This window comes from Maribellus mangrovi (genome assembly GCF_037646455.1).
Taxonomy (GTDB): domain Bacteria; phylum Bacteroidota; class Bacteroidia; order Bacteroidales; family Prolixibacteraceae; genus Draconibacterium; species Draconibacterium mangrovi_A.
In genome coordinates, this window is sequence record NZ_JBBIXN010000004.1 from 163789 (window position 1) to 190745 (window position 26957).

At 41.7% G+C, this 26957-nt stretch carries 22 protein-coding genes; 3 read left to right on the plus strand and 19 right to left on the minus strand.

The genetic code is table 11. The features are described 5' to 3' along the window. Positions 1-6: 6 nt before the first annotated feature. The 18 genes from WFY05_RS16130 to WFY05_RS16215 all read right to left on the minus strand — a co-directional run bounded on the left by WFY05_RS16130 (position 7) and on the right by WFY05_RS16215 (position 19870). Positions 7-1125: a universal stress protein gene (locus tag WFY05_RS16130; RefSeq protein ID WP_340113935.1), complete on the minus strand. Its 1119-nt coding sequence runs from the start codon at positions 1123-1125 to the stop codon at positions 7-9. A gap of 11 nt (positions 1126-1136) precedes the next feature. Continuing rightward, complete coding sequence (locus WFY05_RS16135) at positions 1137-2471, minus strand: V-type ATP synthase subunit B (protein ID WP_340113936.1); 1335 nt, start codon at positions 2469-2471, stop codon at positions 1137-1139. 10 nt (positions 2472-2481) lie between these two features. Next, complete coding sequence (locus WFY05_RS16140) at positions 2482-4254, minus strand: V-type ATP synthase subunit A (protein WP_340113937.1); 1773 nt, start codon at positions 4252-4254, stop codon at positions 2482-2484. Positions 4255-4260: 6 nt separating this feature from the next. Then, positions 4261-5115: a DUF2764 family protein gene (locus tag WFY05_RS16145; protein ID WP_340113938.1), complete on the minus strand. Its 855-nt coding sequence runs from the start codon at positions 5113-5115 to the stop codon at positions 4261-4263. A gap of 91 nt (positions 5116-5206) precedes the next feature. Continuing rightward, positions 5207-5833 (minus strand): hypothetical protein, encoded by a 627-nt coding sequence (locus tag WFY05_RS16150; RefSeq protein ID WP_340113939.1) that lies wholly within the window; start codon positions 5831-5833, stop codon positions 5207-5209. A gap of 20 nt (positions 5834-5853) precedes the next feature. Next, positions 5854-6723 (minus strand): universal stress protein, encoded by an 870-nt coding sequence (locus tag WFY05_RS16155; protein WP_340113940.1) that lies wholly within the window; start codon positions 6721-6723, stop codon positions 5854-5856. Between the two features lie 234 nt (positions 6724-6957). Further along, a complete protein-coding gene (locus tag WFY05_RS16160; RefSeq protein WP_340113941.1) occupies positions 6958-8283 on the minus strand; it encodes a pyridoxal phosphate-dependent decarboxylase family protein in 1326 nt (441 codons plus the stop codon). 126 nt (positions 8284-8409) lie between these two features. Continuing rightward, entirely contained in the window at positions 8410-10014 is a 1605-nt protein-coding gene (locus tag WFY05_RS16165) for a M1 family metallopeptidase (RefSeq protein WP_340113942.1), read from the minus strand. A gap of 20 nt (positions 10015-10034) precedes the next feature. Then, positions 10035-11099 (minus strand): DUF2891 domain-containing protein, encoded by a 1065-nt coding sequence (locus WFY05_RS16170; RefSeq protein WP_340113943.1) that lies wholly within the window; start codon positions 11097-11099, stop codon positions 10035-10037. A 52-nt stretch (positions 11100-11151) separates the two neighbouring features. Continuing rightward, on the minus strand, positions 11152-11745 hold the full coding sequence (locus tag WFY05_RS16175) for a YdeI/OmpD-associated family protein (RefSeq protein WP_340113944.1): 594 nt from the start codon (positions 11743-11745) through the stop codon (positions 11152-11154). Next, entirely contained in the window at positions 11745-12221 is a 477-nt protein-coding gene (locus tag WFY05_RS16180) for a DUF4199 domain-containing protein (RefSeq protein ID WP_340113945.1), read from the minus strand. Before WFY05_RS16180 ends, WFY05_RS16175 begins: the two co-directional genes overlap by 1 nt. A gap of 60 nt (positions 12222-12281) precedes the next feature. After that, positions 12282-13355 (minus strand): ribosome small subunit-dependent GTPase A, encoded by a 1074-nt coding sequence (gene rsgA, locus WFY05_RS16185; protein ID WP_340113946.1) that lies wholly within the window; start codon positions 13353-13355, stop codon positions 12282-12284. 11 nt (positions 13356-13366) lie between these two features. Continuing rightward, on the minus strand, positions 13367-14806 hold the full coding sequence (locus WFY05_RS16190) for an MATE family efflux transporter (RefSeq protein ID WP_340113947.1): 1440 nt from the start codon (positions 14804-14806) through the stop codon (positions 13367-13369). A 232-nt stretch (positions 14807-15038) separates the two neighbouring features. Then, the gene (locus WFY05_RS16195) at positions 15039-16244 is read right to left on the minus strand and encodes an L-serine ammonia-lyase (RefSeq protein ID WP_340113948.1); all 1206 of its coding nucleotides are present in this window, start codon (positions 16242-16244) and stop codon (positions 15039-15041) included. 94 nt (positions 16245-16338) lie between these two features. Next, complete coding sequence (locus tag WFY05_RS16200) at positions 16339-16848, minus strand: O-acetyl-ADP-ribose deacetylase (RefSeq protein WP_340113949.1); 510 nt, start codon at positions 16846-16848, stop codon at positions 16339-16341. Between the two features lie 20 nt (positions 16849-16868). Beyond that, complete coding sequence (locus WFY05_RS16205; protein WP_340113950.1) at positions 16869-18443, minus strand: amidohydrolase family protein; 1575 nt, start codon at positions 18441-18443, stop codon at positions 16869-16871. Positions 18444-18522: 79 nt separating this feature from the next. After that, positions 18523-19227: an SGNH/GDSL hydrolase family protein gene (locus tag WFY05_RS16210; RefSeq protein ID WP_340113951.1), complete on the minus strand. Its 705-nt coding sequence runs from the start codon at positions 19225-19227 to the stop codon at positions 18523-18525. 127 nt (positions 19228-19354) lie between these two features. Next, positions 19355-19870, minus strand: coding sequence for an FKBP-type peptidyl-prolyl cis-trans isomerase (locus tag WFY05_RS16215; RefSeq protein WP_340113952.1), 516 nt, complete (start codon positions 19868-19870; stop codon positions 19355-19357). Positions 19871-20378: 508 nt separating this feature from the next. Here WFY05_RS16215 and WFY05_RS16220 point away from each other — a divergent pair. Both WFY05_RS16220 and WFY05_RS16225 read left to right on the plus strand, forming a co-directional pair. Next, positions 20379-22418 carry a thioredoxin domain-containing protein gene (locus tag WFY05_RS16220; RefSeq protein WP_340113953.1) on the plus strand — a complete coding sequence of 680 codons (2040 nt, stop codon included), beginning with the start codon at positions 20379-20381 and terminating at the stop codon, positions 22416-22418. Continuing rightward, complete coding sequence (locus tag WFY05_RS16225) at positions 22415-23479, plus strand: NAD(P)/FAD-dependent oxidoreductase (protein WP_340113954.1); 1065 nt, start codon at positions 22415-22417, stop codon at positions 23477-23479. Before WFY05_RS16220 ends, WFY05_RS16225 begins: the two co-directional genes overlap by 4 nt. A gap of 41 nt (positions 23480-23520) precedes the next feature. Here WFY05_RS16225 and WFY05_RS16230 read toward each other — a convergent pair whose 3' ends face one another. Continuing rightward, positions 23521-25587 (minus strand): prolyl oligopeptidase family serine peptidase, encoded by a 2067-nt coding sequence (locus tag WFY05_RS16230; RefSeq protein ID WP_340113955.1) that lies wholly within the window; start codon positions 25585-25587, stop codon positions 23521-23523. Between the two features lie 173 nt (positions 25588-25760). Here WFY05_RS16230 and WFY05_RS16235 point away from each other — a divergent pair, with 173 nt between their 5' ends. Next, positions 25761-26825, plus strand: a complete 1065-nt coding sequence (locus WFY05_RS16235) for a CNNM domain-containing protein (protein WP_340113956.1) — start codon at positions 25761-25763, stop codon at positions 26823-26825. Positions 26826-26957: the final 132 nt, after the last annotated feature.

Sequence of the window (26957 nt, forward strand, 5' to 3'; positions counted from 1 at the left end):
TATGGTTTATACAGGGAATATCAAAATCGGTACATTTACATTTGCGACCAACTTTGAAACCAGGTCGAAGTGAAACAGCTTATAGAATCCCGAGTACTTCACTTTGGAAAGCGAAATGATATCGATATCTCTTTTTGCAACAAAATCTTCGAATCCTTTTACGAGGTTGTCACTTTCGAACAATTCACATTTGATGTGGTGATTGCTGTATTCGCGGTCGAGCATGGCATTAAGTTCATCAACTTTCTCCTGGTGTTGCGGATCTTCTTTCAGGTCGATATGTACGCAATGAATCTTTTTATTGAATGGTTCCAGGATCTTCAATAATTTGTTCAGTGATGTATTGTCCGAATCATAAAAATCAGTGGCATACATTACATTAATCAGATCTTTTCCTTTAAAAACTGCCGACAAAGGAACTGCCAGGACAGGTTGTTGAGTTTCCTCGATAACTTTAACAAGTGTTTTTCCAACGAATTCTCCATCAGCCTGTTTCGAAACTTTGGAGCCCATTAAAATGACATCCGGTTGATAGCGCTTACTGGCAGCAGTAATTACATTTACGGGTGTGCCTTTCAGCATGCGGTAGTGTAATTTTACCGCGTTAAACAATTCGGCAGGGATTTGCTTTTTAAGCTCCTTACTAAAGTTTACCAGGTTTTCTTGGGCCTTTTCGTGGGCCTCTTTTAATTCCAGGCGAACATATCTTTGCCATGACGTGGTATGCCTGTTTTGTTCATTAAAATTCGGATCGGGGTATATGTACAGAATCTTGATCTCGGCATTCTGTTTTTTTGCCAGACCAATGGCATACTTGCACAGATCAATACAGTCTTCACTTAGTTTTACAGGTACCAGAATCTTTCTCAGGTTCGTAAAACTTACATCGTCTTTAATTTTGTCAAGATCGTATTCCTTATGAAGCTGCAAAAGCCGGGCAATGGCTTTTTCCGACTGCCTTGCTTTTACATTTAGCAGCACTTCATTAGGATTGTATCGATCACCGGGAGTCATATCTTCGTTGGTGAAGAATACTTCAATCCCGTGTTCCTCCAGCCTGTCTTTTACAAAAGAACCCAACTGGGGAGTCGAAACTCTTAAGATTGTAACTAATTGATTTTCCATAACAACTCCATTTAATGTTCTGTTTTATTTAATGTTCCATACTTCTCAATCAGACTGGCTTTTATGCCCGTTTCGGCATTCGAGAAATACTTATTGAATAGTTTCCAGGCAGTGTCGATCATTGTATCTATTTCAATGTTCACATCAATGGCCAGTAACTCATTGGCATAATCTTTTGCAAAGCTTATGGTTCGTTTATCGTAATCAGTTAGGTCGAAGCCATTTTCGATTTTGGTTTTGGCGTTGGCAGCATCGGCATACAATCTGATGGCTGCGTTCATCACCTGAGGATGGTCTTCGCGTGTTTTTTTGCCAATAACCAGTTGTTTTAATCGCGATAAGCTCCTGAACGGATCAACAATAACTTTTCCTATATCTGTTTCTTTTCGAAGGAATAACTGCCCCTCGGTTATGTACCCCGTATTATCGGGGATGGCATGAGTAATGTCGCCGCCGGAGAGTGTAGTAACGGCAATAATGGTTATCGAGCCTCCGTTGGGGAATTGCACTGCTTTTTCATACAGTTTGGCCAGGTCGCTGTATAACGAACCGGGCATGCTGTCCTTCGATGGGATCTGATCCATCCGGTTCGAAACGATACTTAATGCATCGGCATACAAGGTCATATCTGTTAGCAGGACCAGTACATTTTGATTTTTCTCAACAGCAAAATACTCAGCGGCGGTTAGGGCCATGTCGGGAACCAGCAAGCGTTCAACCGGCGGATTTTCGGTGGTATTTACAAAGCTGATGATCCGGTCGATGGCTCCGGCATTTTCGAAAAGGTTTTTAAAGAACAGATAATCGTCGTTGGTAATTCCCATACCTCCGAGAATGATTTTATCGGCTTTCGCACGTAAAGCGACCATCGCCATTACCTGGTTATAAGGTTGATCGGGATCGGCAAAAAAGGGAATTTTCTGCCCGGTTACCAGCGTATTGTTCAAATCGATCCCGGCAATTCCCGTGGTGATCAACTCCGATGGCTGCTTTCGGCGAACCGGGTTTACTGATGGCCCGCCTATTTCTATCAATTTTCCGTCAATCTCCGGACCTCGGTCGATCGGGTGTCCGTACGCATTAAAGAACCGGCCGGCAAGATCGTCGCCAACAGCTAGTTGAGGGGCATGACCCAAAAATACCACTTCGGAGTTGGTTGGAATACCCTCGGTCCCGGCAAAAACTTGCAGGGTAACAAGATCACCTTCAATCTTTACAACCTGTGCCAAACGGTCGTTTACGATGGCCATTTCCTCGTTGCCAACGCCCTTAGCCATTAAGGCACAAGTTGCCTTGGTAATCCGGTCAACTTTGGTGTGGATCTTTTGAAACGCCGTTGTTTTCATCTTCTCGCTTTTATTGGTGCTTGGCTTCAACAAGTGTTTTTTCTTCTATAATATTCTGCAATTCCTGTTCAAAATTTTTAAACTGTTCCGATTTAAATTCGGAGTAATTCATTTGTTTCAATACGTTTATAATCTGCTTGAAATACGGATTCACTTCCTCGAAATGCTCAAAATTGAATTTGGTGTTGTTTATATCGAGTACTTTGTTGAGCATGTATTGCTGACGTTTGATCGGTGTTGAAGCATCAACCTTGTCATAGGCATCCTGTTGCAGAATAACAAAATCGATGACTTCTGATTTCCAAAATGTTTCGTGATACTCAATAGGAACTCCATCGTCACCCAGAATATTGATTTGCTCGTTAGCTTCGCGTCCACGAATAAGAATATTACGGGCCAATAAGATCTTATCCACCCAATCGGGTGTTATTACTTTTGACACATATTCAATGTACTCCGGATATTCGAGGTATTTTGAGTAGCTGTCGACAGAATCTATGGCAGGGTAACGTTTACTGTCGGCACGGTTTTGTGACAAGGCATAAAAACACCGTGCAGCCTTTTTCGTGGCTTCAGTAACGGGCTCTTTTAAATTGCCGCCGGCCGGCGAAACTGTTCCGATGAAAGTTACGGATCCTGTCTCTCCATTATTCAGGTAAACAAATCCCGCGCGTGAATAAAAGTTGGAGATGATTGCCGGCAAGTCCATCGGGTAGGCATCAGGGCCGGGGAGTTCTTCCATCCTGTTCGACATTTCGCGGAGAGCCTGAGCCCAGCGTGATGTTGAATCGGCCAGCAGAAGTACTTTTAAACCCATCGAACGATAATATTCAGCAATTGTCATGGCGGTGTACACCGAGGCCTCGCGAGCTGCCACGGGCATGTTTGATGTGTTGGCAACAATGGTTGTACGCTCCATTAGCTTTCGGCCTGTTCTGGGATCTTCCAACTTAGGGAATTCGGCAAAAATTTCTACCACCTCGTTAGCACGCTCACCACAAGCGGCAATAACGATTAAATCGGCATCGGCTTGTTTCGACAGAGCATGTTGTAAAACGGTTTTCCCTGTACCAAAGGGCCCGGGTATAAAACCTGTTCCGCCTTCAACAATAGGAGTGAGGCTGTCGATTACACGAATTCCGGTTTCAAGAAATTTTGACGGACGAGGTTTACTTTTATATGTTTTTATTGGAATTTTGACCGGCCATTTTTGCAGCATCGAAACCCGGTGTTCGTTGCCACGATCGTCTTCCAGTACGGCAATCGTATCGTTAATTTTATAATCCCCGGCAGCAACGATTTTCTTTACTATAAAATCACCTTTGAAAGTGAACGGAACCATTATTTTATGACTAATCCAGTTCTCGGTCACATCTCCCAGCCAGGATCCGGCCTTTACCTTTGCATTTGCTTTCATAAAAGGTTTGAAGGTCCATTCCTTATCTGTTTCGAGCGGGTGTGTGTAATCGCCTTTTTGTAGAAAATTACCGGTCATCTTATCCAGATCGTGCTGCAGTCCATCAAAATTTTTCGATAGAATTCCGGGACCAAGTGTTGCTTCAAGCATATGACCGGTAAACTCAACGAGGGTTCCGGTCTTTAATCCGCGCGTGCTTTCAAAAACCTGTATGTAGGCAGTGTTGGAACCGATGCGAATGACCTCTGCCATTAATTTAACAGCCTTGTGATTGATGTAGCAGATCTCGTTTTGCGAAATCGGACCATCCACTTTAACCATAACGAGGTTCGAGATTATACCGGTAATTGTTCCCGTTGTAGCCATACTGTATTATTTTATCAAATTGAATTCCTCCGGGAATTCATAGTTTTTGGTAAATTCTTCAATTAATTTATTCAGAAGCTCCTTACCAGTGTCTTTATCCAACTTCATCCATCGTTCTATCAGCAATAGTTTTATAGTATAAGCGAGTATTTTTTCTATCGTAAAAAAGTGAAAAAATGTATGCTCGTCGAGGTAAAGCCACTTGAGTTTATCAATTGCTTTTTCTTTTTCAAGGCGTTCAAGTTCCGAATCGGCTATTTTGAGTACCTCATCGTAATAAGGTAGCAGTTCCTCAAAATAGTTGGGTTTTAGTTTGTTCTCTATTAAAAGCGTATACACCGCATTTGCTCCATTAACCTTAAGTAGTTGTTCTCCCAGATTGTAGTTGTATAACTTGCAGTTGAAAGCTGTAATCACATTTTTTAGGTTGATCTCGAAACGGAACCACTGTTGAAGAAATGTGTTTGAGCAGTTTAGGGCATGCTCATAGAACAGGATGCTTAAACCATTTTCAGCTTCCATATCCTCAGGTTTTGGGTCGCTGTTTTTTATTTGGTTCATAAAAATGAACATGTATTGTGGCAATCGCATTTCTTCGTTATCGGGCGAGAGTTGCGATTCAATTTCCTGTTTACTGTAAATGCCGGGATAGAAATAAGGTTTGTTCTGTTTGAGTAAAATATTGAGGAGGTTTAGATTGTCGAAGGGTAAAAAGAGGTATTCAATCAGCTTGTAGTCTGATGAATGAAGTTGTTGCCGAAGTTCCTCCAAGAATATCCTGCTTTTCACAGGCGCACTGTTCTGGCCGAAGACTAAGTCGGGAAGCCCGGCAACCAAGCAATAATATTCTCCTTTTAGCATAACCGAAACTTAAAGAAATTCAACAATCATTCAGCCCGGTGGAACTAACGCCTGGTCTATCACAATGTCTATGGTGTCTCTCTATATGTGCCTAGTCTTTTTCAGCGGCATCAAACAGTAATTTTTTTGTTTCGTTTTTTAAGTATTGTATAAAATAATTTGTAAAGTCTTGTGCGGTAAAGTTGATGAGATAACTGCCTTCTTTTGGCCCAATCCTGAAACCGGATTCCAGTGCCGGATCCACTCTAATATCAATGCCATTGTTCATGGCTTCCGTGGCTTTCGATTGTAAAAAATCATTTATTTTTTTTTGATCATCGGGAGGAAGCAATAAAGTCAGATCCATTTTTTCCTGATTTTCAGGTTCCCATTTCTCTATTATTTTTAGAATGATCTGTTTGATAAAATCGTCATCTTTAAAAGCTTCGTTTACCGGTTTGTCTAACTGGGCAGTGCTGATAAGATTTGTGATCTGCTGTTTAAGGTGGCTAACAAACTGTTGAGCAGCCAATTTTAATTCAGCTTGGCCGCGTTTTCTTTCTTCCAAAGCCTTGTTCTGTGCATTGAGTATGATTTTTTCCTCCGTTTGTTTTGCCGTACGAATTATGGCTTCAGCTTTTTCTTTGGCCTCAGAAATCAGTTGTTCTGCATCGCCTTTGGCTTTTGTGATGCCTTCGTTATAGATTTTTTGCGTAATTTCTTCGATTCGGTCAGTCATCGCTTCTGGCTTAACAGGTTTTATATTGTGTTAAAATCATAGTCTTCTGTGACTCCACCAACGGTAAAAACCGGAATTGTGCAACCGTGTATAATTTCAGAAACAAATTTTCCTATTTTCTTTCCGGTAAATCTTGATTCCTGATGCGTTCGAATAATAACCATTCCGGCCTTAAATTCCTGAATGTAATTTAATATTGCTGTATGCTTTTCCTGGTCGTGAACTTTAAGAATCTTGACATCGCATGCCACACCTCTTTCTTCAAGCATTGTCTTTATTTTACTGGCATTCTTGTACGCCAGACTCTTGCGTTCTTCAATGTTGATGTTGAGGGCGGAAACAATATGAATATTAGAATTCATCTTTTTGGCAAAAAAAGTGGCCCAGTAGAGGCGTTTCTTCGTTTGTTGCGAAATGTCAATGGGAACAACAATATTTTTAATTTCTGTAACGGGATAATCTTTGTTGATGGTAAGAACCGGACAATACGATTTACTCACACATTTATCAATATCGGTTCGTGAAAGTTGTGAACCGTTCTTGCTTTTACTCTTATCAATCAAATAGAATTCGTAGCCTCCAAGTTCGGATTCTTCAATCAGTGCATTAATGATATTGCCCCATCCAATTCGCAAAATTATGTTATCCGGAATTTTGGAATCCAGGCAATTTTTAACAAAATCCGTAAACTTATTCAGCGCTCCCTGATGAAGTATCTGGTTTCTTTTTGATTTTGGATTGTGAAGAAATACCGATCTCGATTTTATGACATCGAGTAGGAAAATGCGCATACTCAATGCATTGGTAATAAACAAGGCTTGTTTCAAAATGCTTTTACCATCCCTGTTTTGCGGGATGTATGCCAGAATACTGTTCGATCTGTATTTCATAGCTATGCCAGTTAAAGTTGTATCCCAAAACAATCAGATAATGGTCGCAGTAGTTGTCTTTTGTTTAATTATATACGAAAATTGGGGAATTAGTTGCATAGTTTTGAAGGACAACATATAAAATATTGATGTTAACACTAGATTAAATACAGGTCCATGATCAGGATATTTTAAAAATCATTATGCCGATAATTTCCTGCTTTTCTGAAACAGGCCGATCATTGGTATACTTCGTCACTTTCCGGCAAAAAACCTCGTCCTGAAAAAACGAAAGGGAAAATGAGTACCACGATGTTTTTTTGTCACTAAAATGCTGTGGTTAGTCACTTTCTCAGACTGTTTCAATTCTTCCACAAACGGTATTAAATGATCAATATGCACGTGTTCCATAATCACGATTTTGTACCACTGGGCATTGCCATTATGCTGGTCGGGTACTAAACCGTATTTATGGGCTAGTTCTTTTGCCACATGCTTGGCACGAATGGTAACAATGTTCGATCCGGGATGACGGTAGAAATCAACCCTGGCCTCTTTTAGCTGGTTGCAAAGCCAGTTTGAACGGTGATTAAGAATATGTATTTTCTCGAACCAGTCGTGAGGCCCGTACGTTTGCAGGATCATCCAAACTGCAATGGCGTTTGCCCCTGAACGGCTTCCGATCAAAGTGGCATCGAGTCCGCTAACGTATTGGGCTTCGTTGGTAAATACATTGTCGATGAGGCCTTTTCGTGCAATAAAAATACCGGTTCCGAAAGGTGCCTGAACCATTTTATGGGCATCCAGCGTAACTGAACTCACGTGCGGATTGGCGAAAGTCATGGCTTCGCTGTTGGTGCTGAACGGGTACACAAAACCTCCGAATGCACCATCGACGTGAATCCTGAACTCAACTCCGGTGTTTGTCAAAGTTTCAGAATATATATTAATATCATCCACCGATCCGAACATCGTAGTCATCATGTTGGCCACCACAATAAAATACTTTTTCCCCCTGGCTTTTGCTGACTCAATTTGTTGTTTAACGGTTTCACGGGTTATTTCACGACTGTTGTCGGTTACCGGAACGGTGATTATATCGAGGTTCAAAACATTCCCGGCTTTGTGCATTGAATAATGCGAATCTTCTGAAAAAAGAATACACATTTCATCGTAGTTTGCTCCAAATTCTTTTTTGAACAGGTTACGATAGATCCAGATCGCCTGAATGTTGGCTTCGGTTCCGCCCGATGCCACATAACCATCGTACTTATCGGATTCACAATTTAAAATATCTTCAGCAACAATACTGATTAGTTCCTGCTCCAGCTTTTGAGTCCCGGCAAAAAACGGTTCCGATTCGCCCATGGTGTGACAACCGATGTGATTGGGATTAGCAACCATGGTTTTCAGAAATGGGGCGTTATCGAGGGAATCGGCGTCTTTATTAAATACGTTTCCATCGAGGTGCGAGGCAGGAATACCCAGTATCGAACGTTCGTGGTAATCAATGTTATGATTCAGTGCTTCATCCACCCGGTTACGAATTTCACTTCGTGTAAGTTTTTTCCAGTATTGCATTTGACCCTTCGTAAAAATTTGCGCAAATGTAATGTTTCTTGAATAATGAAAAAAGTACCGACCAGATTGATACAAGGGATAAACTTTACTTAAGAATATGGTAATTCTTTGTATCGATGGCAGGATTTATTTCGCCTCTTCAAATAGAAGGTTGATCCCGGGATCGAACTTGATAGTTTTAACCTTTTGCTGAACGGGAAATACAAAAGTAGAGCTTCTTTGTTCAACATTTATTGTTTGAATTTCCCGGCTGTCATCTTTATAAATCACAGCTACATCAAGCGGAAAAGCGAAATCGAAACCTTCCTGTATTTGTTGCAATTTCAACTCTACTTTCATATCCGAGTTCTGTTCCCAACTCCAACTTAGAACGGGATGTCCGGCACGGCGCAGCCATTGATCGAAAAAGCTTTGCAGGTCTTTTCCCGAAACTTCTTCCATAACATTTTTGAAATCGGCAGTCAGCGCGGTTGTATTTCTATATTCAGCATAATAGTTTCGCAGGCCTTTAAAAAAGGTTTCTTCACCAAGTTGGTGACGGAGCATATGTAAAAACCAACTTGCTTTTTGATAGGAATTTGCATTCAGCAAACGGATGTATTCGGTAACGGTAGTGTCGATTATTGGTGCCGGGTAACGATGAGCAAAACGGATCACCCGCTCGCGATCTCTCTGCAAACCATTTTTAAACGCATCGCCGCCGTAAAAATGTTGATTGTAAACATGAGTAAGATAGGTGGCAAAACCTTCGCTAAGCCACACGTGGTGCCAGTTTTGTTCGGTTGCAGAGTTGCCAAACCACTGATGGGCCACTTCATGCGCAAAAAGACTTTCCTGACTTCGATCGGAAATGGCCGAATTTTCGCTGTAGAAAATACAACTGGCATTTTCCATTCCGCCATATCGGGTTTTCGACTGCACATGTGCCAGCTTTTCGTATGAATACGGCCCGATGAGTTCAGAAAAATAACTCAGTGCCTCAGTTGTGTAGCGGTAATTTTCAAGTCCTTTATCACGATTTTCTTTAAAAACCCAGGCGCTTACAGGAATTCCGTTGAAAGTGGTATCGTTCCCGATTGCAAAGTCGGCGGCTCCAATTACCATCACTTTTGTTGAAATCGGAACGTCTTCTTTCCAGTGCGTGAATTCAATATTGTCAGTCACCATTTTTCGTTCGGTCAGATACCCGTTACCGACCACTTCATAGTGAGCCGGTGCGTAAACCAGAAACTCTACTTTTGCTTTATCCGATGGATGATCAACGCAGGGAAGCCAATGATGCGCACGATCGGGCCAGTTATCGCCAAAAAAAGTGCGGTCGCCGTATCTGTTCTTGGATATGATCAGTCCATCGGCCGGTGTGCCAAAGTAATTGATTTTAAGCTGAGCCGTGTCACCGGAGCTGATTTGTTTTGGGAATTCAATTTCAAGTATGGAATTCGTGTGTTTGAATGATATTTCTTCTCCTTCATAAACAATCGAACTGACCTGCATCCCGGTAGAGTTATTTTCAATTTCAACGAGATCGAGATTGAAACTATAGGCAGGTTTTAAGAATCTTATTGTTATATCAGCGGTGCCTTCAATTTGGTCCGATTCGTCGTGTAAATGAAGTTCAAAACTGTAGTGAATAACGTCGATGCTTTTGAAACGTTCTAAGTGATTTTGGGCATTGGCAACTGAAAATGCTAATACAAGAACCAGAACAAGGATAAGATTTCTGTAACTCATAAAACGTTAATCGATATTCTTTATTCCATACTTTTTATAAGCGCATAAACTGCAAACGAAGCCAACCAGTGAGCGCCGGCATATTCACCTGAGTCCATTTTTACGTAACTGTAATTAAAATGCTGATCACCCAACTCAATCATCTTCCGGTTATGAAGAGTGTGCCCCATTTCGAACAGGCACCAGGCTCGGCTAAAATTCAGTCCGTCGAGATGAGCCAGTTTACCGTCACTTCGATCGGTCACTTCGGCAACTTCCATAAATTCTGACGGATCTTTCTCAAAATCAGGGAGAAAGGTTTTGAGCCACTTACTGAAATCTTCATAATCTAAGACCTTTTGCATAATAGAAGCTTCCTGTAAACAAGGTGAAAGAAAATCAAAACCACCGGGTTCCCAGGTCAGCGGGCAATCGCAATCTGTGGCATAATATTCCAGCGCTTTTTCTTCGATTTTGGTAGCCAGTTCAGTATTGTATTTTTTAGCCCAGTCGTAAGCAAACGACATCCCAAAAGCAATGTTACTGTGTTCGCCAATACGGATCGGGTAAACCAGTTTGTCGAGAAATTCGATGAATTTTAAGGACAGCGTGTCAACAAGAGGAGAAAGATTAGCCTGCAATTCTGCAGCTTCAGAAGCATCCCATTCGCGCAAAGCTTCATCGAGTTTTAACAACCAGGCCCAACCGTAAGTGCGTTCGTAAGTAGTGTTGTGTTCATCCTGAAAGTATTCGATTTCCTTTAAGATATTTTCTTTTGTGATGTTATTCTGCAGCTTGGCAATGATTTCATCGCGGTATTCAAAGTCAGGAAACTGGTTGAGAATCGTTACCAGTGTCCAGTGTCCATGTACCGACGAATGCCAGTCAAAGCACCCGTAAAACGCCGGATGAATTTCACGGGGTGGCAACAGGTAACTATCGTCGCCCAGAACACCATTAGGTTTGTTCGGGTATTCCTGGTCGATGCATTCGTAGGCAAAATGATAAAGGTATTCAGCTTTTTTCAGGTTAAAATCAAGTGCTGATTGTCCGGTACTTACCATTGCAGTTAATATTAATGAAATTAGGATGGCAGCGTTCTTCATGGAAAATACGTTTATAGTCCATGAAAATAGGATTAATTCAGCAACCGTGAAATCATTTCCTGTATTTATCATTCAGGCCAATATTCTGCTGAATGAGCGGAATGACTTTTTGCAGGCGCGATAAGCGTGTTTTTTCCTGTTTGGCATGTGAAATATAATCGGCGAATTCGCGCTGTTTCCCTTTAGTGAAAGACTGAAAATTGGATTTAAGAATTGGATCTTCTTCGAATGCTTCGGTAAGTTCATCAGGAATAACAAGCGGTTTGTTCCGGTCGGCTTTAATTTCCTTGTTTTGCTTCTGGTTCTCAATGGCTTCGTGTACGTACTCGAGCAAAAGTTCGGGATCGATTTCATCGGGCGATTGAAACCGCCATTGGCGCAAAGCCTTTGTTCTGCCTTCCAATGATCTGATCAACACTTTTTTGCGGTCTGTTAATAAAGCTCCCTGGTAAAACCAAAGTCCCGAGTATGATTTAAATGCACCGATCCCGACCACATTTTTTCCGTTAATGGTATAAACAGGACCGCCCCATTTTACGGTTTCGGTAAGTTCAGTAGTCAGCAAAAGATCGCGTAAAACCATCAGGATTTCGCGACCTCTGTCCGCGTTCAAAATGTATTCGTCAACCGTTTTAAAACTCTGCATTATTTCTTTCTTGTGAATAAGGCAACGACGGCTGAAGTAATTAAACCAACAATCGGTGCAAACAAGACACTTTGAATCATATAGCTTTCCAGGTTGAACTCGGCTTCAGCAGCTTCCTGCGATAATATTCCGGTAGAAACCGAATAGTCAATCATTTCTTCAAAATAATCGGGACTGATAACCGTCACTGTCAGGTACTGCGATAAAGGGGTGAGGAGGGTGATTCCGAGTGTAATGATCAGTCCTGAGATGAATCCCTGGATCCAGTTCATTTTGCCGTCATAATCTCTTTTTCGTTTGTCGAGCAATGCGAAAACATAAACCGCTACGGCTACAAGAGCAAAGAAATTTGTTACAACGGCATGGTATTCAATGTTTTTGTCGTGCAGGCCTGAAACGCGTTCGAGTAACATCCAAAGTAATTGAACGACAACAAAAAGGATGGCCCACTTAATTTCTACAGCAATTTTTTTCATAGGTTCAAAATTTAGTTCACTTGTTACTATAAAGTATTTTTAGTTTGAATTTGTTCAAGCTTAATACTTGTTGTTTTTGCGAAGCCGTGACACCTCTTTTACCATTTTCCCAAATTCTTTTCCCTTCTGCCGTTTTTCATGAACTGTGCTTGAGAAATGTTCCTGTTCGCGTTTCAGCTTCAGGTAGTTGTTGTACATTTCCTCGGAGAGTGATCCATACTCCACCGCTTTTAACACTGCACAACCTTTTTCGTTTTCGTGCGAGCAGTCGTTAAAACGACAATTCTCAGCCAGTTCAGCTATTTGGTCGTAGGTTAGTTCGAGACCGCCTTCCTGGTTCGTTATTCCCAGTTCGCGCATTCCCGGAGTGTCGATCACAATGCTTTCATTTGGAAGAATAATTAGTTCGCGGTGTGTTGTCGTGTGCCTTCCTTTGCTTGTGCTATCGCTTATTTGGCTGGTTTCAAGCATATCATCTTCCAGCAAACAGTTTATCAGCGTTGATTTTCCAACTCCCGACGAACCTATAAAACAGTATGTTTCATAAGGCTCCATTTTTTCGCGGAGTTGTTCCAATCCGTCGAGGGTAACATTACTTACCACAAATAATGGAACTTTAGCGTTTCTTGCTTTTATCTGATTTTGCAACGCTTCCAGTTCTTCTTTTTCAATCAGGTCGATCTTTGTAAGCACGATAACTGGTTCAATTTTTCCTGCATAACATATACTCAGGTACCTCTCCAGTCGGTTCAGGTTGAAGTCATGTCCAACGGCCTGCACAATAAATGCAACATCGATGTTAGCGGCGATCAACTGTATTTCGCCTTGTTTGCCAACGGCCTGCCTTTCCAGAAAAGAGTAGCGCGGGAAAACTTTCAGTATAACTGCAGAATCTTTATCGATTCGTGTAATTTTCACCCAGTCGCCAACAGCAGGGAAATCAGCTCTTGTTTGCGCAGCATATCTTATATTTCCGGTGATTTCTGCCTGCAAAGTTCCATCTTCATTTATTATTTGGTAACGCTCCTTATGCTCGGCAGAGACACGTGCCAGTTCCGCCGATTCGATTTCTTCGCCGATCAATTCCTTAATTTGACCAGAGTAGCCAAGCTGTTTTAATGTGTTTTTTCCCATTGTCTTGTAATTTACACTTTTCTTAACTTCCATTTACCTCTTCTGAACAAAATAAAAGCCAGCAGGGTAAGCAGCGATTCGGCCACAACAATAGCAATGCAGGCGCCCGCAAGTCCCATGTTCAGGGTGATGGCCAAAACATATGCCAGTGGAATTTCGAAAAGCCAGAAACTAAAAAAGTTGATTTTACTGGGTGTTATGGTGTCGCCGCTGCCGTTAAACGACTGCATCAAAACCATACCCAGTGCATAACTTAAAAATCCGATGCTGATGATTTGCAGGGCCAAAATTCCGTTGGCTAAAACCGGCCCTTCATCAACAAATAAACCGATCCAGACATCGGGAAGAAAAACGAACAAGAGTCCGATCAATCCCATAAAAATCATATTTGAATAACCGGTGATCCAAACCGATTTCTCTGCTTTTAGAGGTTGATTTGCTCCCAGGTTTTGCCCGACAAGCGTGGCTGCGGCATTGCTTAATCCCCAGGCCAGCAGCAAGGGGAAAATTATAATCCGGATAGCAATGGTGTAACCGGCAATAACATCAGGGCCAAAAACGGCTATAATGCGCATCAAAAAAATCCAGCTTGAGGTGGCAATCAGGTTTTGCAGTATACCACCACCTGAAATTTTAAGCAACTTCCACATTACTTCAAATTTCAGTTTAATGTTATCCCGGTATAATCTAATTCTGTATTTACCGCTCCACAGCAGGTAGAACTGGTAAATCACCGCAATTCCCCTTCCGGTTGTTGTTGCTATGGCGGCCCCTTTCAAACCCAGTTCAGGGAATGGACCATAGCCAAAAATCAGAAGTGGGTCGAGCACAATATTGATGATGTTGGCCAGCCACATCACGCGCATGGAAATGGCTGCATCGCCGGAACTTCGAAATACCGCATTGATAATGAACAGCAACATAATGATCACGTTTCCGCCAAACATGATGGCAGGGTAGAGGTAACCTTCTTCAACTACCTCGGGTGTTGCTCCCATCAGGCGAAGAAAGTCTTTGGCAAAAAGTACTCCCGGTAAGGCGATAAGTAAAGCTACAATGGCTGCCATGGCAATAGCCTGAAAGGCTACTTCGCCGGCTTCTTTCTTTTTCTTTTCTCCGATTCGGCGCGAAACCAGTGCAGTAGTAGCCATGGCGAGTCCCATGCCAATAGCATATATAATGGTCATCGCTGATTCGGTCAGGCCAACAGTGGCCACGGCATTTGCTCCCAAACGAGATACAAAGAAAATGTCGGCAATGGCAAAAACCGATTCCATCAGCATTTCGAGCACCATTGGAATGGCCAGAATAAAAATTGCTTTGCCCATACTGCTGTCAGTGAAATCGCGCTCGGTACCGCCAATGGCTTCTTTAACATCCTGCCAAAGGGTTTTATAGTCAATGCTTTTAAGTCGACTGAAAGCCAATAATCCTGTTTTTAGATAAGACATTTGAAAATATGTAGAAAAAATGAATAAATGCTTGAATAATCTCTTTTTTAGCGAATCCGGAGCGGTCGCACATCTATGGCGGTAATTGTAATTGAGATATTCATATTCATTTTTCTTTGTGCCAACAAAGATAAAACTGAAAAAAATAAAAAGCAACCCTCAAAATTGCTTTTCACATAAAAAAATATTTTTGATCAGTTGAACTTCAGTTTGTTGAATCAGAAAAGTTGGATTAACATTTTGGCAAGGCCGTAAATACAGCTAGTCCACCTTCAGAAGTCTCGCGGTATTTACTTTGAATATCAATCCCGGTTTTGTACATGGTTTCCACAACTTCATCAAAACTAATCCGGTGCCGACCGTCGGTTAGCAGGGCATAATTGTTGTGCGATACAGCGCGTTCGGCGGCAAAAGCATTTCGCTCGATGCACGGGATCTGCACCAGTCCGGCAACCGGATCGCAAGTCAATCCGAGGTGGTGTTCCAATCCCATTTCAGCCGAATATTCAATTTGCTGAATACTGCCGCCCATCATTTGAGTTGCAGCTCCCGATGCCATGGCACAGGCCGTGCCCACTTCGCCCTGACAACCTACCTCAGCACCCGAGATGGAAGCGTTGGTTTTTACGATGTTGCCAATTAATCCGGCAGTTGCAAGAGCTCGCAAAATGCCCTTTTTATCGGTTTTATGTACTTTGCTGAAATATTTAAGAACAGCCGGAAGTACACCGCAGGCACCACATGTTGGAGCGGCAACGATTTTTCCACCCGAAGCATTTTCTTCGGATACGGCCAAAGCGTATGAAAACAGCTGTGAACGACGTTTGAAAGGAGTCGCAAAATTCTCGCCTTTTATCTGAAACGATGAAGCTTTACGCGGAAGACGCAAAACGCCGGGCAGGTTACCATCGGTTTTTAGCCCGCGTTTAATGCTGGCAGCCATCACTTCCCAAACTTCTTCCAGGTATTCCCAAATGTCGTTGTTCTCGTATTCTACAACGTATTCCCAAAATTGTTTTTCGTTTCTCCGGCACCATTCCAGGATGTCGTCCATTTTATGGCGCTCGTAAATATCAACCGTTTCCGAGCTTGTAATATCATCTATAATTGTTCCTCCGCCAACGCTGTAACAGGTCCATTCATCCAGAATAGTATCATTTGAATCATATGCTGTAAACTTCATGGCATTCGGGTGACGGGGCAGAAATGTTTTGGGCTCCCAGATGATCCGGTTATTTTTCCCGGCAAATGTCTGTTCGATTACAAAATCGGTGAGGTGGCCTTTTCCTGTGGCTGCCAAACTACCATAAAACACTGTTTCATAGCGACCGGCTTCAGGATTTTTCTCCAAAAACTTAATAGCCGCTTTTTTAGGGCCCATGGTGTGGCTGCTCGATGGTCCGTGACCAATTTTATATACTTCTTTTATCGATTCCATTCCTTCTTAAATAATCCTTCAAATGAAAAACAGAAAATCGGGATTCACAATGACTTTAGCATTAATTTTTATTGAATTTAAAGCGAAGTTTTTGTTAGTCGTGCCCGAGGAGATTTTTATAAAGTTGGAAGTTCTGATCGTCGAATACGCAGAAAACCACTTCTTTGATTGAAGGCGCCTGAGAGAGAAATTCCTGAACGGTTTCAACGGCAATTTTTGCAGCTTCGTCTTTTGGATAACCATAAACTCCGGTACTTATATTCGGAAAAGCAATGGTTTTAACTCCGTTATCAACGGCTACCTGCAAACTACGCTTATAACAGGATTCCAGTTTCCCGGCTTCGTTGTAACGGCCACCGTTGTATACGGGACCGACCGTATGAATCACAAAATCAGCCGGAAGTTGATAGCCTTTGGTAATTTTCGCATCACCCGTTTCACAGCCGTTCAGAGTTCGGCATTCTTCGAGTAATTCTTTTCCTGCCGCCCGGTGAATGGCTCCGTCGACACCTCCGCCACCCAATAATGATTTGTTGGCAGCGTTTACAATGGCATCAACTTCCAGTTTTGTGATGTCGCCCCGATGCAGTGTAATTTTTCCCATTTAGTCGCTTTACTTTCGTATTATTCAAAGTTAAGAAACCGTTTGGGATTGTCGATAGCTATAATATCAAAGTCTTCATCGAAAGCAGCTTTAAAATCATCAAAATATTGTTGTAACGAAGGACCAAAGAACTGGGTGAGGTAGTAATCGGAACCGTACAATATCTTCGATTTTTCGTATGCGTTGAGTTGGTCGAAGAAGTTATGCTTAAATGTTTTGAGTTCTTCTTTAATTGAGAATGTAAGTTTTTGTGTTTCGGGCGATTCAATCAGTGTTCCTTCAGAGAAACAGGACAGATCGGTGTAAGCATTCGGATAATTCGGATTTTTAACCAAATCGAAAATGGCTTTTGCCCAGTTGTCAATTAATTTTGCTCGATACAGCGCATTCCATGTTTTTGCCCGTTCCGAAATAGTCATGTTCTCCCGCAAATACATGTAGCCTTTCTTTTCGGTATATGCAGCCCTTAAAACCTCTTTATCTTCGACTGATAAGTGCATGATTTCGTTTTCAAAAAGATCCGCATCTGCCTTTTTATACTTGATATCGTAATTCACATATTCCATAATTTGTCCGCTGCCGCCAAAATGTGCAAGGTTGAGAACCAGGTTTGGATATTTCTGCAGCACCAATTCCCAGAGTTGCGGGTGGTTTAATTTTTTTGCCCGTTCCTGAATTGCTTCGCTCACGTGACGACTAAAAAAACGATTATCAAAACGAATTGGTTTTTGGGGTCGGACAATGTTTTCGTTCAGCAGCACATCACCGCGAACATTAAGTACCGTTGAGAAACAGGCAAATCCCGCATCTGAGTTGTGCACGGTGATTGGTATTTTATGGCGCTCGCAAATGCCATAAACACCTTCCTGATCGTCGGTTCCCATCAACACGGGATCGGTTGGAGAAAAGCCGGCTGGTGCATAGAGTTTTACTCCGTAGAACAAGGCATCGTCAGCTAGAATTTTCTGTTTGATAGCTTCAACAGTATTGGTATGTCCCTTATATTCGCGTCGCGGATCGATGCCAAAAAACGGTTTTATGGTTTCGTATTTTTGCGAGAGGTATTCCAGATCGGCTACTTGCTGAGCATAGTTGGCGTTATCAAAAATTTCTACCTCTTCATCCGATTTTACCTTAAAGTTTTTCTGGAACTTTTTTACCTGTTTTTGCACTTGGTCGATGGCTTCTGCCAGCTCGTCGTTATCGTATTTGTTGCGGGCAATGTGTTCAACCACCGGCAGAACAACTGCGCGCAATAGCCAAAATACACTCTTAATTCTTCGGCGATAGCGCTTATTGTGGTTCTCGTCATCGTCGTTATCATCGGCATAAGTCAGGTCGAACATAAGCGGGGTGGTTACCACCTGTCCCTGATAAACTTTGTCCTGTGCCTTGAACACATCCTCGCTCGATTCCTGCGTAACTTCGGTAAGTATGTGCGTAATCTCGTCGATTTTATACTTCAGGGCCGCACCCGACAGATCTTTCTCCAAAAGATCGCGGATTGAAAGCAGTGATTGAACTACATTTACCAGTTTTCGGATGATAACATCTTTATTAAAAATATGGCAGTGAATGTCGTAATACGTCTTCATGTAATTTTGTTTAATAGATTTGAGGATACAAATTACAGAAAATGAAGCGAATAGTCAATAGCAGAGTTTTAACTCTTGTTTATCGGTACTGCGGATATTCAATTCGTTCGGTGATCCTGTCGGCTACTTTTTTGGCCAGTTGGCGATAACCATCCTCGGTGAAATGTACGTTGTCAGGGATCTGTATTTCATCTAAACGAGGCTCGGCAAAGGTATAAAGGTCGTTTATGCCGATGTTGTTTTTGTTCATGATCTTGATGGCTACGCGGTTATATTTCTCCGACATTCCCGGATCGCGAAGAGGATTGCTTACCGTATCGGGATAGGGGGTAGTGGTGGCAAAAATTAAATCAGCCCCGGTCTGTTTTAGTTCCTCCACTATTTTTTTGAGGTTTTTCTTGTATTGTTTCAAATCTGCCTGTAAAGGGTCTTCAGCATTATCACTGTTCTCGCCGGTTATTGAATCAACATGTTTTAGGTCGTGCAGACCAAAATTAAAATGAATAAGATCCCATTTCGTGTCACCGATCCACCGCCTGATGTTTGCGACCCCATTATTAGTGCCTTGACAATTTTCAGCTCTGCCATTTGCCAACATCGGGCGTGAAACAACGGCCAGATGTTTCAAAAGGTCCTGAACAAAAGGTGTGTAGCCGATTGATATAGAATCGCCCAGTAACAATACCTTTTTTAACTGGTCGGGTTTCGAATAGATTAATTTTGGATAAAAAATCACCGGCGCAAAAAGCAGCGACGTTTTAATAAAATGGCGTCTGCAGTTCATGTTGATTTGTTTTATTGCCTGACGCTAAATTATTGTTTTTTTAGTGTGAATTCAAGACAATTGCAGCTATTTTCAATTTGAAGGAAGAACTAATCAATGCAATTTAGGTAGAAATGGAAAGCGACAATTATTCAACAAGCGGCTTTATGTCGTATACTTTAACACCTATAATCAAAGATTCGTAAGGGCCGATCAGTGGTGGTTGCCCAAAATCACCATAAGCCAATCGCGAAGGAATAATAAACTCAAATTCACTTCCTTTTTTCATTATTGCAAGTCCATCAGTTAAACCCTGCATAAGCGTTTGTTGCATGTACACAAATTCCCATTCTCCATCTTCATATCGATCTTCAGAGGTATCGAAAAGCATGCCATTGGTCAGGTAGGCCTCGTATCCAATGGTAATGGTATCATAAGGTGCTATAAACGGACCGCTTCCCTGCTTGTGGATGACGTAGTAAACTCCCGATTCGGTTGTGTCCACATCGATGCCCTGAGATTCCATATTTAAGATCAACTGGTTAAGTTCAACCAGTTCTTCTTCCTGAGTCCTGTCAGATGTTGTTCCGTCAACACAAGAGCCCATGAAAAGAATAATAGGAAGAACCAACAGAACGGAAAAATTTTTAAGAATATTTATCATGATTGATTACGCTTTAAAAAACGGGGCGAAGTTATTTTTTTAGAGGAAGTTAGCAAAATGTTTTATGAAATTTTAAGTCTTTAAAAAGTAAAATCCCGGCGTCCACTCCGGGATTTAATACTTTGTAATGTTGTGTCTTTCGACTTCCAATCGGGTTTGTGCTACAAATATAATTGAATATTGCAAGTGTTAGAGCTTTCGGGAGCTGATATTTCTCACTACAAAAGTCGGGATAAAATACAGATATTATTTTGTATGCTTGTAATATGCAGTAATACAATGTGTTGTGGTTCGGGGATTTGAAATAATGTTTATTGTACAATACACAAAAAAGATTTAATCCGAATAAAGCAGGAAGTCTACAGTAAGTATGTATAAATATACTTCGATATCTCATAAATATTACCTATCGGATTCAAAGGCCACTTTACAAACTATTCATACATATTATTGTTTTTCTTGTAATAACAAAATAGTATCACATTAAAGTATCTGAAAGGCCGACGAAATGACATTTCATCTAAATGACAAAACAGGTCAAACCAACGAATTGATCAATTCTACTTCTCCGTATTTGTTGCAGCACGCTCACAATCCGGTGAACTGGCAGCCCTGGAGCGAGGCAGCCCTTAAAGAAGCTGAACGTGATGGAAAATTGGTACTTATAAGTATAGGTTATGCGGCCTGTCATTGGTGTCATGTAATGGAACACGAAAGTTTTGAGGATGTTGAAGTAGCGCAGGTAATGAATGATAAATACGTATGCATTAAAGTGGACCGGGAAGAACGACCGGATATCGATCATTACTATATGAGTGCCGTTCAGTTGATGATGCGACAGGGTGGATGGCCGCTAAATGTGGTTGTATTGCCAAACGGACAACCCATTTGGGGCGGAACCTTTTTCTCGAAAGAAACCTGGATGAACAGCCTGAATGCAGTATTTGACTATTACAAAAAGGAGCCTGAAAAAACACAACAATATGCACGTGAATTGCAGGAAGGAATTGAAAACATTTCGCTGGGAATTGAGGTGGAGGAAAATATTGCTGTTGATCGCTCACTGATTGAAACCGGTTTAGAAAACTGGAAATCGATCTTTGATTTGAAAGAGGGTGGAAAAAACGGTGCACCGAAATTTCCGATGCCCGTAAACCTCGATTTCCTGCTGTATTTTGGATTTATAAAAAACGACGACAAGGCGCTTGATTTTGTGCGAATCACGCTCGAAAAAATGGCCCGTGGAGGTATTTACGATCATGTTGGAGGTGGCTTTGCAAGGTATTCGGTCGACGACAAATGGAAGGTTCCGCATTTCGAGAAAATGTTATACGATAACGGGCAACTGCTTAGCATCTATTCGAAAGCCTATCAGCACTTTAAGAATCAGGAGTTTAAATGTGTGGTTTACGAGATCGTCGATTTCCTCGAGCGTGAAATGATGGACGAGACAGGTGCTTTTTATTCTTCGCTCGATGCAGACAGCGAAGGAGAAGAAGGCAAATTTTACGTGTGGCAAAAAAGTGAATTGAAAAAAGTGATCGATGAAGATTACCCGCTTTTTGCTGAATACTACAACATTAACGAGAAAGGTTTCTGGGAAGATGGCAAGTTCATTTTATTGCGCGACAGGAGCAATGAAGATTTTGCAAATTTGCATGAATTGAGCGAGCACCACCTGCATTTAATGGTGGGCAATTGGAAATATAAATTGTTAAAGCAAAGGAGCAACAGAGAACGTCCCGGGCTGGATGATAAAACTCTTACCTCCTGGAATGCTTTGGTTATTACCGGTTTGGTAGATGCTTACAAAGCTTTTAATGACGATCATTTCCTTCGATTGGCCCAAAAGAATGCTGACTTTTTGGTGGAGAACCAGGTGAATAAATCGGGTCAGGTGTATCACAACTGGAAAAAAGGCAGGAGTACGATAAAAGGATTTTTAGAAGATTATTCCCTGTTAATTCAGGCATTTCTGGCTCTTTTCGAAACTACCGGCGATGAAAAATGGATGAAACAAGTTGTTCGAATGAACGACTATGTATTCGATCATTTTTACGATGAGAAGAAAGGATTATTTTACTTTTCCGAAAAAAATACGGGATCGGCGGTTGCCAATCATTTTCAAAAAGAAGACAATGTTATTCCTGCCGCCAATTCAGTGATGGCAAATAATCTGCATCGCTTGTACCTGATACAGGGGCGACCGGATTATTTGACTGCGGTAAAAAAAATGCTTCAGCATATAACTCTTCATTTTACCAAATATCCGATGGCTTACGCCAACTGGGGAAATGTGATGCTCAAACTCACTGAGCCTTATTTTGAGGTGGTGGTGTGCGGTATCAATTCAAATCTGCTGCTTGCAGAACTAAAGGATGGCTATCAACCCCATATACTTTGGGCGCAAACGAACCGTGAAAGTAAAATTCCGCTGCTTAAAAATCGTTTTGTTTTGGGCGACGATCTTATTTATGTGTGTCACGAAGGCAAATGTAACCTACCGACGCGCTCAACCAAAGAAGCCCGAAAGCTGATTCGATCATGAAAAAAACAGAATTCCTGATCGTAGGACAGGGGCTCGCAGGAACCATGCTTGCTTTTAATATGTTGGAAAGGGGAATTGATTTTCGAATTGTAAATTCAGCGAACAAAAGCAAGGCTTCTATAGTTGCAGCCGGAATGATCAATCCCCTGGTATATAAACGTCTTACAAAAAGCTGGATGGTGGATGAATTGCTGCCCGAAATGATCTGGAACTTTCAGCACCTGGAAAAGATCCTTGGGAAGTCTTTTTATTTCTCCAAAAAAATTCTTAAGCCGCTTTCGGAACAGGAAACTAATCTGTGGAAAAAGAAAATTACCTTACCCGGTTTTGATTTTTACATTGAAGACATAGTTGGAGAATCTCCGGTTCGAGGTATAAAAACGGCGCCGGCTTACGGAATAGTGCAACAGGCCGGTTATCTTAATCTCTCTGTTTTTTTAGCTCACGCCGAATCATTTTTTTATAAAAAGGGACTTCTAATTGAAGAAGATTTTCAAGTTACAGATAACATGGATATCAATAAAGAAATTGAATGCGGTGGTTATAAGGCTGAAAAAGTTGTGTTTTGCGAAGGTTATCACCTCAGTCGTAATCCATTATTCAATTTTGTAAAAATGAATCCGGCAAAGGGAGAGGTGCTGTTAATTCACGCGCCTGATTTATCGGAAGAATATATTCTGAATAAAAAGGTGTTTGTGTTGCCGGTGGGAGATCAGCGTTTTAAAGTGGGCTCGACCTATGAATGGGAGGACCTGAGTGAGGAGCCGACAGAAAAAGGAAAAGCATCGATACTCGAACGCCTGGATCAACTAATTGGTTTAGATTACACCATCGAGAACCACTGGGCAGGTGTTCGGCCGACAATTGCCGATAGGAGACCGTTACTAGGTCAGCATCCTGAGCATAAAAATGTTTTTGTTTTTAATGGTTTGGGAACAAAAGGAGTGATGTTGGCACCGCATTTTGCCGGTGTAATGTGCGATTTTTTGAGTGGGGAAAACAAGCGATTACCGGATGAAGTTAATGTGCAGCGTTTTAAAGAAATTCACCCGGTGACTTAAAGTCAACGGGTGAATAGTAGTGTCCTGAATATTTTTTCAATCTAATTCATCAGTTTCATTTTTAAATAGCTGTATTGTAAAGCCGCCATTTTTGCGCGCTGTTCATTGGTTGATGCTCCGGCATGTCCACCTTCGGTGTTTTCGAAATAGTACACTTTGTAGCCCATATCGCTCATTTTGGCTACCATTTTACGGGCGTGTCCCGGGTGAACACGATCGTCGCGGGTAGAAGTATAGAAAAACACTTCGGGATAATCCATTCCTTTTTTTACATTCTGGTAAGGCGAGTATTTGCTGATGTATTCCCATTCTTCCGGAATGTCGGGATTTCCGTATTCGGCCATCCAACTGGCACCGGCCAGCAGTTTGTGGTAGCGCTTCATATCGAGCAAAGGAACAGCACATACCACGGCGTTATAAAGATCGGGACGTTGCGTAAACCCAACACCAACAAGTAATCCTCCATTACTTCCTCCTGTAATGCCCATTTTTTTTGGCGATGTGATCTTCCGTTTGATAAGATCTTCGGCCACTGCAAAGTAATCGTCGTAAATTCGCTGACGGTTTTCTTTTAAGCCGGCCTGGTGCCATTTAGGGCCAAACTCGCCGCCACCACGAATGTTTGCCAGCACGTAAACTCCACCGTCTTCAAGCCACGAAGTTCCTGTGATTGCGCTGTAGAACGGCAATCGGGCAACTTCGAATCCTCCGTAGGCACCAATTAATGTCGGGTTTTTGCCATTGTATTTCATGTCTTTAGCCGACACTACAAAATACGGGATCATCGTGCCGTCTTTCGAGGCCACTTCAAATTGTTGAACCTGGTAATCATCAGTAGGAAACCACGATTTTAAGGATTTAACTTTTTCGTATTTACCCGTTTGTGCATCGCCTTTGTATAAAGTTGATGGTTCAAGGAAATTCTGAAAGTAAAAGAAAAAGGTATCACTGTTATCATCAGCCGATCCGAGTGAAATGGTACCCAACTGCGGCGCGTCTATTTTTTCTTTCTTCCAGGTGCCGTCGAACCAATACTTGTACAATTCTCCTTTTACATTGTGCAGCATATTTACCAGCAAATAATTTTCGGTGGTATTTATCCCGGAAACACTCGAACGTTCATCGGGGCGTAAAACGAGTTGATAATTCGTTTTCCCATTAATCAGATCGTTATAATCGATACTGATCATATCGCCCTGTTTAAAAGAATTACCGCCAACATTCCAATCCGATTTTAAGTCGAAAATAGCCTGGTTCTTAAAAATGGTATTCAAAATAATATCTTCGGGAAGTTCCGGTTTTATTAGTTCTCCGTTTTCAACAAAATAATACACACCGGTATAAAATGTAGTGCGGTTACTAATCAGTTGGTAATTTCTTTCTTTGGTATGCATGCATGAACCACCGTTGTACATGTCATCTTCTTTGCCTTCGTAAATGAATTTGGCATCTTTTAAATCGATACCGCGCTTCCATATTTTAACATCTTTTGGATAACCCGATGTCGTTAATCCGGTACCAAAATCAGTGGCAACCAGAAGTGTATTTTTGTCAATCCAACTAACGCCTCCTTTGGCTTCGGGAATCTCAAAACCACCCTGTACAAAGTGTTTATTGATGGCATCGAATTCGCGTATAACAACAGCATCGCCGCCCCCTTTCGAGAGTTGTACCATAAACCTTCCGTAATCGGGATATAAACCGCCGGCTCCTTTAAAAACATATTTTTCATTGTCTTCTTCTGATAAGGCATCAATATCCAAAACCGTTTCCCAAACCGGTTCTTTGCTTAAATAACTTTTTAGGGGAGTACGTCGCCAAATTCCGCGAGGATGATCTTCGTCCTGCCAGAAATTGTAGATGAGATCGCCATAAATGGCCGGAGCCGCAATGCGATCGTCAGAATTGTAGATCTCCAAAATTTGATCGTACATTTTTTCATACCCGGGTTGACCCGTCAATTTCTTTAAGGTTTTATCGTTCCATTTTTCTACCCATTCCAGCGATTTTTCCGCGTCAACATCTTCTAACCACAGGTAGGGATCACCCTGGGCAAATCCTAATCTTGCTGTCATTGCCAAAAGCATTAGTATTATTACTTTTTTCATTCTTCTTATAATTTTAATATTTTGTATTGAATTCGCATCTTGAATTACAATCAGATGAGCTGTTCGGTTCAAAGCAAAGTAAATATATATTATTTCGTCGGAAAACATGCCACGATGTTTTTATGTAAAACCTGAATTCTGTATTTTCGTTTAAGCTATTGTAAGTTCAAATTATGGCAACATTACTTTTCTTTTTTATCATTTCCATTGTATTTTCATTTTTGTGCTCCATCTGGGAAGCAGTGCTTTTGAGCATTACCCCGTCGTATGTGAGCCGCATGCAAAAAGAAAATCCGTTGGTGGGTATGCCACTTCAAAAATTAAAAGAAGATATCGACCGCCCGCTGTCGGCCATTCTTACTTTGAATACAATAGCGCACACCGTGGGTGCCATTGGTGTTGGTGTTGAAGCCGGAAAAATATTTGGTCCCACCAAAATCAATTTTGTACTTTTTGATGTGACTTACGAATCGATCATTGCCGGTGCAATGACCCTGGCCATCCTTATTTTATCGGAAATTATACCAAAGACCATTGGCGCCACCTATTGGAAAAAACTGACCGGCTTTACGGTGAGTTCGTTGCGAATATTGGTATACATACTCGCTCCTTTTATATGGTTGAGTAAGGGAATTACCCGAATCATTAAACGCGATGGTACAACAAGCGTTTTTAGCCGGGCCGATGTTGCAGCCATGGCCGATGCCGGCCATAAAAGTGGTGCGATCGACCAGGAAGAAAAATCGATCATTCTAAACCTCCTTCGGCTTGAAAACCTGAAAGTGAAAGATATTATGACACCCAGGAGCGTAGTTTTTGCATTGGATGAAGACTTGAACCTGGGGGATATTTTTGTTGAACACAATCCGTTTCAGTTCTCACGCATTCCGGTGTTTCACGAGTCGCCGGACAACATTACCGGCCTTGCTTTAAAGGATATTATTCTGGAGAATCTGGCAGAAGATAATCATGCCCGTAAACTGGCCGAAATTCGCAGAGAGATCATTTTTGTTCAGGATATGTGGTCGGTAGCCAAACTACTGGACACATTAATTCAACAGCGCCAGCATCTGGCTATGGTGGCCGATGAGTTTGGGACAATTGTAGGATTGGTTACTATGGAGGATGTAATTGAAACACTTTTCGGATTGGAGATAGTCGACGAATCGGATAAGGTGGAAGATCTCCAAAAGCTGGCACGTTCGCGGTGGATGAAAAGATCGAAACGAAAAAAGTAAAATGAGCAAACATACTTTGAATAAATAAAATTGAACGAACAACAGTTTCCTCAACAGCCTGCAAAGGTGCAGCAGATTCAAACATTTGAAGGATATATTTGTTCCTAAATTTTAATCTATCAAACAAACAAA